The sequence below is a fragment of the Candidatus Poriferisodalis sp. genome (genome assembly GCF_965208555.1).
In the GTDB taxonomy this organism is placed as follows: Bacteria; Actinomycetota; Acidimicrobiia; order Acidimicrobiales; family Poriferisodalaceae; genus Poriferisodalis.
In genome coordinates this window covers 2969186-2984111 of the sequence record NZ_OZ242342.1, presented here as the reverse complement: position 1 = coordinate 2984111, position 14926 = coordinate 2969186, and the positions used below count along the sequence as shown (strand labels likewise).

Sequence of the window (14926 nt, the reverse complement as noted above, 5' to 3'; positions counted from 1 at the left end):
AAGATGCGGCCGCGATGATCGACGCGACCGACCTCCGGATCCTGCGTTTGCTGCATCAGGACAGTCGCGCCTCGTATCGCAGCATAGCTGACATTCTTGACGTAAGTCCCGGTACTGTTCGCAACCGAATAAACCAAATGCGCTCAAGCGGTCTTGTCGACTTCTATGCGCGATTCGACCATGAACAATTGGGGTTTGGTGTTCATGCTTTCTTGATATTGAACGCTGAACCGACTGCCAAGGACGACATTTCAGCAGCACTGCTTGACCTAGACGAAACAGGGTTAGTTGCGACTCTTGCGGGTCAATACGAAGTGTTGGTCGAGATTTACTGTCGCGATGTTGCACATCTCTTGGACTTGATCGACAAGAGAGTTCAGACAATAGCTGGCGTCACCCGCGTCTCAATGAACCTGGTAACAGCGACACAGCACGGAAACTGGCCGAATGCTCCAGACGCGATGGAGAGTTAACTCGGAACAGATGGGTCCGAAGGCATCGTGATGGGCGCGAGAGCCCTCATGATCCGCACGACCAAACGATCCCACTCAGCACGGCTCGGTCTTGAGAGCTCAGGCTCGCCGACGGACAGAACCAAGTTGGTTCCGAGACTGAAGGACAAACACGCTACGACCAGGCTGTCGGTTGTCAGTGAAGGGTCGATGACATCGGATGCTTTGCCTGCTTCAATCATTGACGCCAAAGTGCCTCGCTCAGCCGTCAGAAAATCCCGCAGACGGGCGCGAACTGCGGGAGAGTGCCTGCCCTGCTGGCAGGCTTCAAGAATCAAGCCGCGGTGACCATCCCGATTGGGCAACACCAAATTGGCACCGAGCAGCGACAGTTTCTGCTCTGGCGGCATCGCAATCTGGTCAACCAGTGCTGTCGCGCGTCGTGAGGCCGAAGTTTCGATCGCAGACAAGAAGAGCGACAGCTTGTCAGGCCAGTGCATGTGGATATCAGTGATGCTGAGAGCGCCTTCCAGAGCGATGGCTTCGAGCGTTGTTCCCTCATAGCCATTCTGGCCGAAACACTCAATCGCGGCATCAATGAGGTGCTGGCGAACACTGCAATCATCACCGAGCTCACAGCCATGCTGATGCGCCCCAGCGTCGCTGCTCGGCTGTTGTTCCATCTCGCAGTCACCTTTTGCAGTTGCAAACAATCGCCGACCATTTGCCACAATGTTCTGCTACAGCAGAACTCCGACGGTGCTTTTGCACACGCATAATAGCAGTTACTTGCAGATGATGCTGCCAGGCATATGTCGAGATCACAGGCCTGGAAGGAAGTCTGACATCATATGAATACCACTAGATATCACTGGAAATATCTGCTTCTTCCTTGAAGAACCCCTAGTTCAATGAACCGCCCCGTCCGCGGCCAGTTGTCGGTACGGCGATGTGCGCCACTCGTCACCGAATCTGTTCAAAGTGGATGAAATTGCTCGGCCAGTTCGAGTCGGTCCGCCGAATCGTCACCTCCGTGCGCAGATTGCAGCTGCCGTCGCCGTTGGAGTCCGATATGACGATGGTGTTGCCGTCATCCTCGACTCTCTCGACATAGGCCACGTGCCCGAATGCGGTCGTCGTCCATTGGGCGACTGAGCCCCGCCTCGGCTGCTGATCAACAGCGATGTCGACGGCGCGAGCTGCATCGGCCCACTGCGCTGCGTTTCCCCACTTGCGTCCGCACCAGGTCGTGCAGCTCCACGGCAGCTGGCCGGCACCGTTGTTGTCGTAGGTGTTGTGGAAGGGAATTCCCGCATCGTTCAGCCGCCAGGCAACGTAGGAGGTGCACTGTCGCTGCACCATGTTCCACCTGTCCGCGGCGTCCGGGCACCAGCCGAAGCCGTACTCGTAGTCGTGGGGATCGGCAGAGGAGATGCGGTCGCCAGAGGGCATCGGCGCTGGTTCGAGCGTCGTCGTGACGCTGGTGCGCACCGCGTCGCTCTCACCGGCGCTGTTGACGGCGATGACGGCAATCTCATAGGTCCGATGCACTGGCGCATGCACGCTGTGACTGGTGGTTCGAGACTCGAACGGCCAGCTCAGGAAGCCAAGCGAGTACACGATGCGGTACGAGTCGACCGGCGGCCCCACCGCGGCGTCCCACTCGAGAGTGACCCGGACCCTGTCCAAGGAGTGCGGGGCGGTGGCGACGCTGAGGCCGGTCGGCGGCAACGGGCGACCATCGATCCCGCAGCTTGAGGCGCATCGAGCTCGGATTGCGTCGACGCCGATGCTGGACCAGACAAGGCCGTTCTGTGCCCAGTGATGCTGCGACGCATTGTCCGCCAGCACAACGGTCACGTTGTTGCCGTTCGCGTCGAACTCGCCGAGAGACGTCCATTGGTTCTGCCCGCACTCGTGGAGCTGCGCTACCTCGCTTCGGTGGCTGGAGGCGCCGATCTGGATCTCATAGGTGACGGTCGCCGTCGCGTGGTTGCAGGGCACATAGACCTGCAGCTCTTGGCGACCGATCCGGGCGCCCATGTCCCAGACTGCCCAGTTCTCACGTTGAGCATCTCCGCCGATGGCATAGGTGTACCGGTAGTTGTTGGTGCCGTAGCCCATGCCTGTCTGGCCCCAGTACCAGTACTGATTCGGTCCCTCGAGGCGAGGATCATCGTTCACGTACCAGTCGGTCGGGTCCGCCTGTGCCGCGGCGTGCAGCGGCGCTCCCACGACCAGGAGCGTCGCGGCAACGAGCCCGAGCGCTGCGCGGCGCAGCTCACTGAGTCGCGGGATCCTCATACGGCGGACGCTCGCCGCGGCAGTCTGTCGGGACTGTGTCGATCGCACTGTCATGACCTCCCTAACCGATGCTCTCGATGCCCTCATCGGGGCCTGCGTCGTGCCCTGCCGGACTGCGTGCAATCGCCAGCGAGACGATCAGCGCTGCGACGCGTGCCTGGGTGTCCCAGCGGTCCGCGCCCGCGACGCGCTCCTGGGCCGCAAGGTCGAAATGGCGGGCCAGCCAGGCGTCCGGAATCGCTGCGGGCCCCCCGACGATGTAGACCTCCGCTGCCTGAGCAGCGCTCGCAACCTGGTCTGGGACCGGCGCGGCACCTGAACTCGGGTCCCCGGCGTCGATCAGGCAGCGGGACGTTCCGAGTATCGAGAGTGCCCTGAGGGCCTCAGCCAGCATGTTCGCAGCGGCCCGGTCCTCGACCACGCCGAGCTTGACGATGACCGCAGCTTCTTCGCAACTCGCATTGGGCGGCAGCTGCGGCGCGCTGGGCGGCGCCCCGTCGTACTGGCGGACCTCCTTGCCAGTTGCAATGGCGATGATTGCGGCGGCGACTGCTGCTTGGGTGTCCCAGCGATTGCCGCCGGCTATGCGGACGTAGTCGCTGATGCCCAGGGTGGATCGGAGCCAGGAGTCCGGGACCGCTGCCGGGCCGCCGACGACGAAGACCCGCTGTGCGCCCGCGGCGCCGCGTCGTGTCGCTGCATTCGCCGCCCCCGGGTCTGCGTCACCGACGTCGAGAAGGCAGCGGCCACCGGCGGACGGGCCTCGAAGCGCCTCTGCGAGCATGTTGGCAGCGGCCCGATCCTCGACCACGCCGAGCTTCGCCAGCACCGCGTTCGCGCTGCAGTCGGTGTTGGCGGGGAGATCGGGAACAGCCCATGCAGCGGACGCCGTGGTGATGAGCATCACCGCTGCAACTGCCGACGCCACGCATGCCCGCCGCCGGTGGCGTGAGCGAAGCCGCGGCCGGCAGCGCTCATTGTGAGCGATCGACCCCCCAGCGGAGCGAAAGTCAACGAGCAGTCGGCGAATCTCCATAATGGGCAACATTATCTGCACTGTAGTCGTCTTTGATTATTCGTGCAGTAGTGATCTAGCCCATAGTGAAATTTCTCCCCACTTCAACTGCCGAAAGGTCAATGCAGGTCAGTCGCTGCTGCCCGCGGTCACCGTGGCCGAGATCAACAAGCCCAGCGATGCGTAGACAGTCGGCTCCACCGAACCCGAAGCGGTCCCGCAGCTTCAACATCTGCCCAGTGACAGCTCCGCTGTCGCGCGTAAGAGGCGTGGCGTCGGCGCTGCGGGGGTGTTGCCGCTGGCCTGTGCGTTGAGAAAAACGAAGAATGATGCTTCTTCCTTGACATGAACCCATGGCCATGACAGCTTGGGCAGAACGTCAGCGCATGCTTGGTGGTAGTGCAGATCGCGTTGCCCCAAGCCCGACCAGGGAGGGGCGCGATGGCTGAAACGCTTGCATTGGCAGTAGGAGTACCGGCGGTACTCGCAGCGGCATTCTTGGCATCCCGCCGAAGTTGGTCGCCCGCCTACGCCGACAACCGAGGCATCGCCCTACAGACGGTGATCATCATCGTCGTGATGCTGGTCATCGCCGGCGGCGTCGCCGGGGTGCTGCTCAGCCGGGCCGGCGAAGTCCAAGACAACTTGGAGGCCGTGAACATCGGAATTGATCCAACAGACTCCTTCGAACTGTGCGACAGCACCGGTGAGAACCTCACCGGGGGCGGCGCGCTGACTCCCGGGAACACCCTCCTCGCTCTCTCAAGCAACGTCGCGGCGGTCGCGTTTGTCCCCACGAGTTCATGCTCCGTCTCCGGTCCTGCCGGCGCCTTCTCGTCGCAAGATTGCACGTCACGCGGAGGAGCGTTCACGTCGGACGCCGACAGCGTGCTGTGCATCTTCACCGTTTGATCTAACAGCTAGTCACCAGATGGCCCCGCCACTTGGTTCGGACGATCAGTCCGCTCCGGGTGGCGGGGCCATCTGCACTTAGACCGTGGCTTACGAGCCAAATCCTGCGCTGGCGTGGAGCGACGACGCAGCGACACAGGACGATCTGCATATGTTCACCGACCTCATTGAAGTCGGATGAGAAACACGTCGACTAGGAGTCTGGTTCGGCGCTCGCGCTGCATTCGTGAATCCGGCGAGGTCTTTCCGGTCGCCATCCTGTTCGGGGGGGTGCTGATCACGATCTTGATCGGCGTGCATGTCGTGCTGCATTCGCTAGCGAGCACTGCAGCCCAAGCGGCGGCCGACAGCGGTGTGGCGGCTGCGCAAGCTGCTCCATTGGGGGGCGCCACGGATCCCGCTCTGTGTCCGCCGCTGACTGACCTCGATACCGGGGGTGAGGTAGATCTTCTGACCTTCAGTGAGCGGCAATGTCAGGGCGCTTCCGCCACCTGGGCGGCCATGCGGGCCTCGACGAACATGGTCGGCCAGTACCAGCCACCAGCCGTTGTCGTCGATAACGAGGCCGGCGTGGTGAAGGTCCTCACCTTCGGCTCAATCGTGTCGCCAATGCTCGGCCAGATCGAGGTAATCGGTGTCGCCTGCGGCCCGCTCGACCTGGTTGGCAATAGTGCTCCGACGCGCGCCGACGCCGGGGCCTGCTGAGCGAATGGCGTGCTGACCATGGGGCGCATGCACTCCGGCAAGATCGGTGGCGGGGCGGCAACGGCAGGCGACGAGCGGGGCACGGGTACCGCCATCGGTGTCGCGATCATCTTCCCGATGCTGTTGCTGGTGATCGCCCTCCTGCAGGGCATCACGTTCACGTCGCGCACCGAGCAGGCGCTCCAGGCAGTAGCCGACCGGGCAGCGCACACCGCGTCGCTGTGCTGCCTGCTTGTGGGCGACGCAGCCGACGCGGCCCTGGAGAGCATCGCTGTGTACGCCGGACCCTGGAACCGACTGGACTGCCAGAACGATGTGACCGACGCCTCAGAAACCATCGTCGAATTCCGGGACGTCTCCCAGGCCGTCGTGTCTGAGACCAACAGTGCCGGTGACCCGAACGTTGTGCCCGTAGGTGGATATGTCAGGGTGCGCATGAACTGCGATCTCCCGCCGAGTCATGCGGGGGTGTTCCTGCCGTTGGTGGACATCAGCCGCTCCGTCGTCGGCGTCGCGACGATCGACCCGTTCCGGCACCGAATGCCGCCGGGACCATGAGCTGGCACTGGACGTCTGCGCGCCAGAAGCCGCTGCGCAGCAGGTCCCGCAACCGAGGCATGGCCGCCCAGGCCGCGCAGCGCTGTGAGCGCGACGAGCGGGGCGACTACTCGATGTTCATTGCCATCGTCGCGGCGGCGCTGCTGCTCTTCGGCGGCATTGCGTACGACGCGCCACGGCTCATCACCGCCCGGCAGCACGCCGTGCACAACGCCAACGAGGCAGCTCGGGTAGCTGCTGCCACGGTGGCGGCCGGCGGCACACTGGAACAGGCACGAGCCGCCGCCGACGACCGGATGGTCACGGCGGGGCCGCTGTACGGCGCGTTCACCGAGGTGGCGGCATTGGACTGCGTCGGGACTCGAGTGGAGGTGACAGTGCTCACCTCTTACACGAACCGATCCGTCATCGGCGTGTTCCGCCGGGAGCAGCTGATCGGTGCGACCGGTGCAGCAGAAGCGGAACTGGTGGGACCGGGCGGCCAGCCCGCGCTCGGCTACCTCCCCGAGTGCCCCCTGCGCGCCTGACCTGATGCCCCGGCTCTCAGATTCTGGACTCCTCGCTCGCCGTGTCCAAGCAAGCTCCAGTTACGTCTCGCTCTCTCCGCCGTCCGGATCTTCGTCGGTCGATTTGACCATCTGGTCAACCCATCGCACCTGTCGTGGTCCGAGCGGTTCCACGCTTATACGACCGCGAGCTCTTCCCGCGGGATCCAAATGCCGTGTGCCTCGAAGGTGATCGGTGTCGTCACGATCGTGCGCACCCGGTCGTAGTCATGGCAGCCGCCGGCGTGCTCTCCCACACCAGCCCGAAGTCATGCAGCAGCAGTCGCAGCCGCCACTCCTCGTCCTCCCTGAGCAGCGCCGGCTGTAGCACATAGGTGGTACTCTTAGGGCATGTCCGAAACGACGACTGTGCGTCTCAATGACGAGGAACGCGCATTGCTGGACGAGCTTGCTGCCGTGTACGGCGGCCGTTCAGGGGCGATCAAGCACGGGCTCCAGATGCTTGCCCAAGACCGGAATCGGCGGCTCGCTCTGGCGGACTTCATGGACGCATGGTCGGCTGAGTCAGGGCCGCCCGACCCCGAAGGCGTCGCAGCCATGCGCAAACGGTTCTTCTCAGATCGGTGATGATCGACGCAAGCTTGTTGATCGCCATTGATCGGGACGAGCCAGACGCGAAAGAGTTCATCGAGGCCACGCTCTTGGAAGAAGAGCCGCTGCGCACCACAGCGCCGGTCGTCGCACAGGTGTGGCCTGACGGCGCACGGCAGGCCCGCCTCGCCCGCTTCCTGCCGACGCTCGATATTCGCCCCTTTGCCTCGGATCAGTATCAGGATGTCGGCAAGCTGTTGCGGAGGTCGGGTACCTCCGATGTCGTGGACGCCCATCTGCTCGCCTGCGCCATCTACCTCGGAGATCGAATCATCACCGCCGACGTCAGCGACTTCGTGCAGCTCAGCGCCCATCTCGGCGCAGCCGCACCCCTCGCCGAATCCTGGCGCTGAGCGAGTCCTCCCGACGGAATTGTCAGCGTCGAACACCGCAGCCTCTTGCCCCGGCCGTCAATCGCTTGGCGGGCTCAGTTGCTTGAGGATCTAACGAGCTCAACCCGCTTCACGCCAGAGTGAGGTCGGTCACGTGCCGCACCCCAGGCAACTCACCGCTCGTCAACCGGCATTTTCGCTTGCCATGTACAGGCAAGCTCCAGTTACGCACCGCTCTTTCAGCCGTGCGGATCCTCGTCGATCGCCGTGACCATCTGGTCAACCCATCGCACCTGCCGTGGCCCGAGCGCTTCGCCCGGGAACACTCGGGCCACGATCCCCGCAACGTCGTCAGCAGAGCTGATGTTCCCGTGTCTCAGCAAGCGGCGGAAATCGGACTCGTCAGTTCGACGTGCCGAGCGTGCCTTCATGGCGATCATGTGCTCAACGGATGCGGCGACAACGGACAGACCCGGCTGCTCATATGCGATTGCACCGTGCCGGTCATGCTCTCGTGGCATGTACATCGTCGCCTGTTCGTTGATCCATGTCGACGGCCAGCCACGTTCGCTGGCGATCTCATGCGCTGCCCGCATGACTTCGTCGTAGCCGGCAGAGATCGACGCATCGACGTCACGAGTAAGGCGGTGCTCGTCGTACATCAACGCCATGGCCGCTCCGCCGGCGACGTAGATGCGGGCGACCACGCCTCTGCGAGACAGCCGCCGCGCAAGATCGTCCAGTGCCTCCCGGATGTCAGCTGCGCCGAGCGGTTCCACGCCTAAACGACCGCGAGCTCTTCGCGCGGGATCCATATGCCGTGAGCCTCGAAGGTGATCGGTGTCGTCACGATCGTGCGCACCCGGTCGTAGTCGTGGCAGCCGCCTGCGTACCAGAACGCCCGCAGATGGCGTTCGCGCTGCTGCGTCCACGCGGGCGGCTCGATGCCGTCTTCGATGCAGCGATGCTCCGCGTAGGCAGCCAGGAACGCATCCCAACGCGGATCCACGCTGTCGGGCTCGCGGCTGACAAGCGCCAATCGCTGCCCGGCCGGCGTGCTCTCCCACACCAGCCCGAAGTCATGCAGCAGCAGTCGCAGCCGCCACTCCTCGTCCTCCCTGCGCAGCGCCGGGACGTAGCGCCACAGAGCGTTCGGCGGCTGGTCGCTCTGCCCCGGGCTGTTCGCGCCGTCGTCAGCGGCGTCTGCGCTGCCGAGACCGGCCATGGCAGCCAGCGTAACGGCACCGGAATTGCCAGCCGCCGAACGCCGCAGCCCCTCGCTCCGCCCGTCAATCGCTTGGCGGGCTCAGTTGCTTGATGATCTGTCTGGACCGGCCCGTGTCGCGCCGGCTCGAGTGCGAGCAGGAGTCGGAGGGGCGAGTGGACACAGAGAAGAAGAGTGTGGATTATTCTTTGAAGTGCTGTGGCTCGACGTGGATTCCTCTCGCGAATGTTCCGCCGACGTCCGAAGGTGGCCCAGGAGTCCGACGCGGCTCTGAACCCTCGGACTGAACGGCGAGGCAAGAAGCGCAAGAAGGCGCCCCCGCCGGGGCCGCTGCCGGCGTCCGAACTGCCCGACGGCGGCGGCGACGATGCCGCGGGCGGCGAGTCCTCCGAGCCGTGGTACCGGCAGTCGGGCCCGCTGTTCGACGAGTCGTTTAACGACAGTCCGCCCTCCCCTGCCCCGCAGCCGCCCGACAACGAGGCGGGCGCAGAGTTCACGCCGCCGCTGCCTGCCGACCCGGCCGCCATACCGTCGTCGGTGCCGATGATCCAGCGGGTCGGGCAGGTGACAGACCCCGGGCCGCTCTCTGAGGAGATGCGCGGCGCTTTCGGTCCGACCTCAGAGGGCGGCGACGAACCGGCGACCGAAGACGAGCCTGCAAGCGAGGCATCGGCAGACGACGAGGCGGTCGCGGAAGATGCGCTGGCCGACCCATCGGCCGAATCGGCGACGGAGGAACCATCGCCGTGGATGCCGCCCATGGCAGCCACGCCCCGCGCCGAGCCGGGCATCAGCTTCGACAATGGCGACGGCCAACCGCCCGAACCGCTCATCGACTTCGACGCCGACGACGCTGTCGCGGATGCCGAACCCGAGCAGATCGGCCCCGCCGACGACGGCCTCGCAGATGCCGCGCCGGAAGAGTTCGACGTTGGCGACGATGCGGCAGACGCGGCGGCCGAGGATGCGGTACCGGACGATGTCAGCGAAGGCGAGATCGCGCTGCCGGCCGAAGCGCCGTCGAGCGAGATCGCTCCGGCTCAGCACGAGCCGCCCATGGTGGTGCCGGTGCGGGGGTACTACATCGCCCGCACCGAGGACACGCTGCGCAGCGTCGCCGCACAGTTCCTCAACGCCCCCGAGCGCTGGTCGGAGCTGCGGGCACTGAACGCGGCCTATCCCGGCATCGCCGACCTCGATCCTGACGAACTGGTGCCCGAGGGGGCTGCGCTCGCCCTGCCCGGCGATCCCCTGCCATGGGGCCGCCCCGACCCGGTGTACCTGTGGACGCTGGCCGAGACGTTCCTGTACACGGCCTGGGGCCGCGAGCCGTCGCCCGAGGAAGTGGTGCCGTTCTGGCGCGGCCTCACCCAGGGCGCCTTGCCCGAGGGCGAGCAGTCGCCGCTCGGCATCGAACTGCCCGATGTCGCTCAGATTGCGGCTCGCAGCGCAGAGAGCGATACCGAGGCGCCTTCTGAGACCGAAGCAGCGCCCGATGCCGACGTGCCCCCGATGCCGCCGGCGGCCTTCGAGATGCCCGCAGCAACCGAGCACGAGGGCGACATCGAGGACGTGTACCTCGAGGTCGAGACTGACGTCGAGGTCGAAGCCGACCTCGACGAACCGGTCGCTGTCGAGATCCCAGAGGACGCGCCGAGCGACGAGCACCAGGCAGAACTCGATGAAGACCTCGTCGACGAGGACGAAACCGAGGCAGCGGAGAGCGTCGAGCCAGCGGTCGACCTCGAAGCCGCGATGCCAGTCGAGTCTGAACCTGACACCTCGGTTGTCGAAGACTTCGACCCGCTCCAAGCGCTTCTCGCCGAACCGCCCGATGCCGGTGTCACGTTCGAGATCGAGCCGGTGGACGAGGCACCCCCGGCCGAGGATCTCGAACCCGAAGCTCCCGAAGCCGCAGAGGCCGTCGAAGCGCCTGCCGACATCGTCGAGAAAGTTGCTGATGAGGCCGACGTCGAGGTCATCGTCGATGCGCCTGTCGACATCGTCGAACAACTCGCTGATGAAGCCGAGGCCGGCGCCGCAGATGTCGTCGATGCTCCACCGCCGGTGGTCGACACTGCCGAGTTGACCGGCCTGGTTCAAGCAGTCGAGGAGGCCATCGAGGCCGCCGAGCTGCCGCACGACGATGACATCGTCGACGCTGAGATTGTCGACGAGGTGGCGGCCGAGCCCGCATATGTTGAGCCCGAGCTGCCCGATGCGGAACCGCTCGTCGACGAGCCGTTCATCGACGAATCGCTGCTCGTTGGGCCGCCCGTGGCAGAACCGCCGCCCGCTGAGGCACCGGTGGCAGAACCGCCACTTCCCGAGGCGCCGCCGGCTTCAGCGACGGTGGACGGGCCGCCGCCTGCGTATGCGGAACCCCCGGCAGCCGCGCCGCTCGAGCCGCCCCCCACCTTCGAAGAGTGGGTCGACGAGCCACCGGCGATGCCCCCGCCCCTCGATCCATCGGCGCCGTACGCAGGCATGCCCGGCGCCAGCACAGCCGAGGCGCCCCCGCGGCCGCCGGAGGCAGAGGCGCCCCGGGTGCCTCACTTCCTTCCTTCGGTGACCGGCACCACTCCCGGCGGGCTCACGACTGCGGCCCAAACCTCTCCGGTGGGCCGCAGTCTCGCCGGGACCGCGGTCGGCGACGCGATGCTTCTGTGGCAGCTCGCACGCCGCCGCAGGCAGAGTCAGCGTGCCGCGGGGGCGCCCGACGCCATCGAGCAGTCGCTGCTGCAGTCCGCCGGCAGCGAATCGCTCGAGCTCATCGAGGCTGCCATGCGGCACCTGTACGCCGTCACGGTCGGCCAGCAGCGTCCCAGGCCGAACGTGCTGGCGGTGCGGTCGGGCACCTACGGCTTCGAAGTGCTGCTGGACCGGCCCATCCCCACGCCGCCGGGCTGGCGGTCGGCCTCGGGCGGCTTCGTGCTGGAGCTGCCCCAAGGGGTCACCGCACGAGACCTCGGCGCCATCGGGCAGGGGCCGTCGCTGTGCCCTGCGCTGGTGCCGGTGGGCAACACCTTCGAGGGCCCGCTGCTGCTCAACCTCGAGCAGCTCGGCTGCCTCGCCGTCTCGGGGCCCAGCGCGCCCGCGGCCAGCCTGCTCGGCGCCATCGTCGGCACGCTCGGCTCCTCGCCGATGGCAGACCACCTGCGCATCACCGCCGTGGGATTCGAGAACGCGTCCGGCATGATCGGCTGGGAGGCCGTCAGCTTCGCCAGCTACGACTCGCCCGAGCTCGAAACCCTGCTGGCCAACGCATACGGCCCGGGCGACGGCATGATCGAGCTGCTGGTCATCGGCCCCGGCAACGATCTGCTCATCCAGCGTGCCGGCCAGGTCGCCACTGCGCCCGAGTCGCGGCTCTCGCTGGTGGGCGCCACATCGGCAGTGAGCGCACGCTGGCCGTGGCGCATCCACGTCGACGACACCGGCACCGCGGTCGTGCATCCCATCTCGATCACCATGACCGCTGCCCGGGCCGTGCCGCCCGAGACGCTGGCTCAGCTCGGCGGCACCCAGTTCGGGTCCGCAGCGGGCGGCATCGATCCCGCAGGGCTCCGATGAACCTCACGCCGCTGCGCCGCCGGCACCGGCGTTGCGGCAACCAGCGCGGGCGGACACGGCGGCTGCTCGCCGGCGTGGTCGCCGTGGCACTCACCACGGCGGCGTGCGGGGGCGGCGCCGACCAGCCGGTGGCCGAGCCCGGCAGTGCTGCCGCAAACGAGCCTCAAGCGGTCACCGATGTGCTGGCGACACGGACCGGCACGGGCATCGCCTCCGCCGGCGGCGACCTCTCGGCATTCAGCCCCGACCAGTGCAGCGTCGCCAGGGCGGTGCGCATCGCCTACCTCGGTCCTGACCTGGGCGAATTCGAAGAGGTGGGTCTCGGGTCGCTCGTCATCGAGGACCCGTGGAGAGGCATCTCGGCCTACCTCACCGAGGTGAACGCCAACGGCGGCATTCACGGCCGCTGCGTGCAGGTCAGCGTCCACCAGTGGAGCTGGACCGACCCCGAGTCGTCGTTCGACAAGGTGTGCCGGGCAGTGCCCGTGGTGGAGCCGATCGTCGTGATCAACCTCTTCGGCGATGCGCGAGGCGTGGAGTGCCTCGCCGTCGAAGCCGAGCTGCCGATGCTGGGCCTGTATGCATCGGTGCCCGCCAGCCTGCAGCGGCGCAGCAGGGGCCGGCTCTTCCTCGACGACGGCACCGCCGGCTATCTGCTGGCCAACAGCATCGAGGTGGCTCGACGGTCCGCGATCTTCGCCGAAGGCGACAAGACAGGCCTGCTCTACGGCCCGCCGGTGGGGGCGCCTCCCTCATGGCAGGACAACATCGGCCGCGACTTCGACCAGGTGGAGATGGTCACGGGCAGCTCCCTGTTCATCCCGGGCACCATCACCCACGTCCCGCGCAAGTTCGGCCAACTCGATCTGCTGGGCGCCGAGGACCGTGTACGGCTGCTCGAGAGCGACCTGACGACTGCCGAGCAGGCCGCCGCGGCGAACGAGCTGTCGGGGCTCTCGGCCTCGGAGCGGTCGGTGCTGGGCGAGATCGAGCAGTTCTACCTAGACGCAGCAGTCGAGCACCGCGACAGCGGCGTCGTGGCGGTCTTCGCCACAGCGCCCTGGTTCGAGCTGCGGCGCATGATGCGCGCCGCAGAGCGCATCGGCTGGCGTCCCCGCTGGATCGCGAGCGACATCCAAGGCGCCACGCTCACGCTCACCGGCGCGCCGCCCGCGCAGGCAGACAACTTCTTCCTGGTCAGCGCCCGCCGGGCCGCCGGCGACCCGCAGACCGAGCTGGACCGCGGCTGCGTCGGGCTGCGCAATGCCGCTCCGGACGAGGAATCGTTCGAGCACCGCCACCACACCGACGCATGGAGCGTGCTGGTCGCCACGTGCGACTCGCTCGACGTGACGCTGAGCGCGCTGTCGCGCATCTCGGGCCCGCCGTCGACCGAGGCGTTCGTCACCCAGCTCGCCGCCACGAGCTACGAGGCCGGTTTCGGCGGCCGCCTGGGCTTCGGGCCCGACGACTTCTCCGGCGCGGACCGGTTCCGGGTGCTGCAGGCCGATCCCGGCTGCGTGCTCGACGAGTGGGGATGCATGCGCGCCGTGACCGACTGGCTGGAGCCTTCCGCCGACGTGCCCCGGGAGGACGGATGAAGCAGAACCTCACCTCCAAGCGCGTCGTTCGCAGCGCGGCGACGCTGCTGCTCGCCGCGTCGGCGATGGCGGCTGCGGCCTGCGGGGCCGATGCCGGCAATCAGCCCCCCGCGGGCGAGGTGCCGCCCGAAACGCAGACGCCGGCTGCCGACGCCGACACGATCCGCTTCGCGCTGCCCTCCGAGCCGCTGTGGCAGTGGCTGGTGGACTCAGGGACGCTCGCCGAGTGGGAAGCCGAGCACGGGCTGCGCATCGAGGCCAGCCACCCGTTCCGGCCGTTCACCGCACTGGTCAGCGGCCATGCCGACATCATCCTCATCGACGCGCTCGACGTGCCGGTGTTCTCCGAGGGTCTCGGCAGCGACCCGGTCATCATCGGCAAGTACGCCAGCGACCGCTCGATCGCCGCCATCAAGCGCACGTCGCAGGCCACCGACTTCGCCGGGGTGGTCGAGGGCCAGATCGCCATGGAGAGCCAGCTCGGCTCGACGCTGCTGTGGTCGCTGATCGTCGAGCAGGCCCACTCGCTCGATCTCAGCGAGGAAAGCCCCGACTTCGACTTCATCCTGGCCACCTCCGGCGTCGGCGACACCGTCGAGCGCGGCGGCGCCGACGCCTGCATCTGCCTGCCCGACGCCAGCGTCGCCAACCTCAGCAGCGGGATGCTGCGGCCTCTCTACGACGGCAAGTCGGCGTCGCAGATCTACGCCGAGCTGTCCGGGCAGCCAAACGACCGGCTGCTGGGCGAGGTCTTCCTCACCGAGCGCGAATGGTTCCGCGCCCACCCCAACGAGATCGGCGCCTTCCTGGAGCTGTGGGAGACGGCCGTGGGCCACTGGCATGCCCACTACCCCGAGCTGATCGCCGCCTATCCCGAGCTGCTGTCAGTGCAGACCCAGCAAGACGTCGACTGGCTGACGCACCACATCACCGGCCACAACTGGATCACCCCCTCGGTGTATCTCACCGGCGGCGATGCCCGGGCCTACGCCGATGCCGTCAAGCGTCTCACCGAACGCGGCCAGCTTCCCGCCGACGCCATAGCGCCGTCGGTCATCACAAACCGCCCGACTCCGGCAGGAGGTGAGTAGC

Annotated in this window: 15 protein-coding genes; 10 read left to right on the top strand and 5 right to left on the bottom strand. The window is 66.7% G+C overall.

What is annotated here, in order from left to right; genetic code table 11:
* The first annotated feature begins 14 nt into the window (after nucleotides 1-14).
* Nucleotides 15-473 (top strand): Lrp/AsnC family transcriptional regulator, encoded by a 459-nt coding sequence (locus tag ACOGXE_RS13720; RefSeq protein ID WP_419931463.1) that lies wholly within the window; start codon nucleotides 15-17, stop codon nucleotides 471-473.
* Here the strand turns inward: ACOGXE_RS13720 and ACOGXE_RS13715 are convergent.
* From ACOGXE_RS13715 to ACOGXE_RS13705, 3 genes are all read right to left on the bottom strand, one after another.
* Nucleotides 470-1135, bottom strand: a complete 666-nt coding sequence (locus ACOGXE_RS13715; protein WP_419931462.1) for a TetR/AcrR family transcriptional regulator — start codon at nucleotides 1133-1135, stop codon at nucleotides 470-472. The genes ACOGXE_RS13720 and ACOGXE_RS13715 overlap by 4 nt on opposite strands.
* A gap of 280 nt (nucleotides 1136-1415) precedes the next feature.
* Complete coding sequence (locus tag ACOGXE_RS13710; protein WP_419931461.1) at nucleotides 1416-2756, bottom strand: CHAP domain-containing protein; 1341 nt, start codon at nucleotides 2754-2756, stop codon at nucleotides 1416-1418.
* A 61-nt stretch (nucleotides 2757-2817) separates the two neighbouring features.
* Nucleotides 2818-3684: a hypothetical protein gene (locus ACOGXE_RS13705; protein WP_419931460.1), complete on the bottom strand. Its 867-nt coding sequence runs from the start codon at nucleotides 3682-3684 to the stop codon at nucleotides 2818-2820.
* A 648-nt stretch (nucleotides 3685-4332) separates the two neighbouring features.
* On the opposite strand from ACOGXE_RS13705, the gene ACOGXE_RS13700 reads away from it, so the two are divergent.
* The 6 genes from ACOGXE_RS13700 (at nucleotide 4333) to ACOGXE_RS13675 (ending at nucleotide 7456) form a co-directional block, all read left to right on the top strand.
* Nucleotides 4333-4683: a hypothetical protein gene (locus tag ACOGXE_RS13700; RefSeq protein ID WP_419931459.1), complete on the top strand. Its 351-nt coding sequence runs from the start codon at nucleotides 4333-4335 to the stop codon at nucleotides 4681-4683.
* A gap of 177 nt (nucleotides 4684-4860) precedes the next feature.
* Nucleotides 4861-5388 (top strand): hypothetical protein, encoded by a 528-nt coding sequence (locus ACOGXE_RS13695; protein WP_419931458.1) that lies wholly within the window; start codon nucleotides 4861-4863, stop codon nucleotides 5386-5388.
* Nucleotides 5389-5406: 18 nt separating this feature from the next.
* Nucleotides 5407-5946: a hypothetical protein gene (locus tag ACOGXE_RS13690; protein WP_419931457.1), complete on the top strand. Its 540-nt coding sequence runs from the start codon at nucleotides 5407-5409 to the stop codon at nucleotides 5944-5946.
* Complete coding sequence (locus tag ACOGXE_RS13685; RefSeq protein WP_419931456.1) at nucleotides 5943-6473, top strand: hypothetical protein; 531 nt, start codon at nucleotides 5943-5945, stop codon at nucleotides 6471-6473. Before ACOGXE_RS13690 ends, ACOGXE_RS13685 begins: the two co-directional genes overlap by 4 nt.
* 369 nt (nucleotides 6474-6842) lie before the next feature.
* On the top strand, nucleotides 6843-7079 hold the full coding sequence (locus tag ACOGXE_RS13680) for a hypothetical protein (protein ID WP_419864287.1): 237 nt from the start codon (nucleotides 6843-6845) through the stop codon (nucleotides 7077-7079).
* Nucleotides 7079-7456 (top strand): type II toxin-antitoxin system VapC family toxin, encoded by a 378-nt coding sequence (locus ACOGXE_RS13675; RefSeq protein WP_419931455.1) that lies wholly within the window; start codon nucleotides 7079-7081, stop codon nucleotides 7454-7456. The genes ACOGXE_RS13680 and ACOGXE_RS13675 overlap by 1 nt, the downstream gene beginning before the upstream one ends.
* A gap of 218 nt (nucleotides 7457-7674) precedes the next feature.
* On the opposite strand, the gene ACOGXE_RS13670 is transcribed toward ACOGXE_RS13675, so the two are convergent.
* Both ACOGXE_RS13670 and ACOGXE_RS13665 read right to left on the bottom strand, forming a co-directional pair.
* Complete coding sequence (locus tag ACOGXE_RS13670; RefSeq protein ID WP_419931454.1) at nucleotides 7675-8214, bottom strand: nucleotidyl transferase AbiEii/AbiGii toxin family protein; 540 nt, start codon at nucleotides 8212-8214, stop codon at nucleotides 7675-7677.
* Nucleotides 8215-8216: 2 nt separating this feature from the next.
* Nucleotides 8217-8660 carry a hypothetical protein gene (locus ACOGXE_RS13665; protein WP_419864284.1) on the bottom strand — a complete coding sequence of 148 codons (444 nt, stop codon included), beginning with the start codon at nucleotides 8658-8660 and terminating at the stop codon, nucleotides 8217-8219.
* Between the two features lie 225 nt (nucleotides 8661-8885).
* Between ACOGXE_RS13665 and ACOGXE_RS13660 the strand changes: the two genes are divergently transcribed.
* Genes ACOGXE_RS13660 through ACOGXE_RS13650 form a run of 3 tightly spaced genes read left to right on the top strand, consistent with a single transcriptional unit; the run spans nucleotide 8886 to nucleotide 14925 of the window.
* Entirely contained in the window at nucleotides 8886-12233 is a 3348-nt protein-coding gene (locus ACOGXE_RS13660; RefSeq protein ID WP_419931453.1) for a hypothetical protein, read from the top strand.
* Nucleotides 12230-13834, top strand: a complete 1605-nt coding sequence (locus tag ACOGXE_RS13655) for a hypothetical protein (RefSeq protein ID WP_419931452.1) — start codon at nucleotides 12230-12232, stop codon at nucleotides 13832-13834. The genes ACOGXE_RS13660 and ACOGXE_RS13655 overlap by 4 nt, the downstream gene beginning before the upstream one ends.
* Nucleotides 13831-14925 (top strand): hypothetical protein, encoded by a 1095-nt coding sequence (locus tag ACOGXE_RS13650; protein ID WP_419931451.1) that lies wholly within the window; start codon nucleotides 13831-13833, stop codon nucleotides 14923-14925. The genes ACOGXE_RS13655 and ACOGXE_RS13650 overlap by 4 nt, the downstream gene beginning before the upstream one ends.
* Nucleotide 14926: the final 1 nt, after the last annotated feature.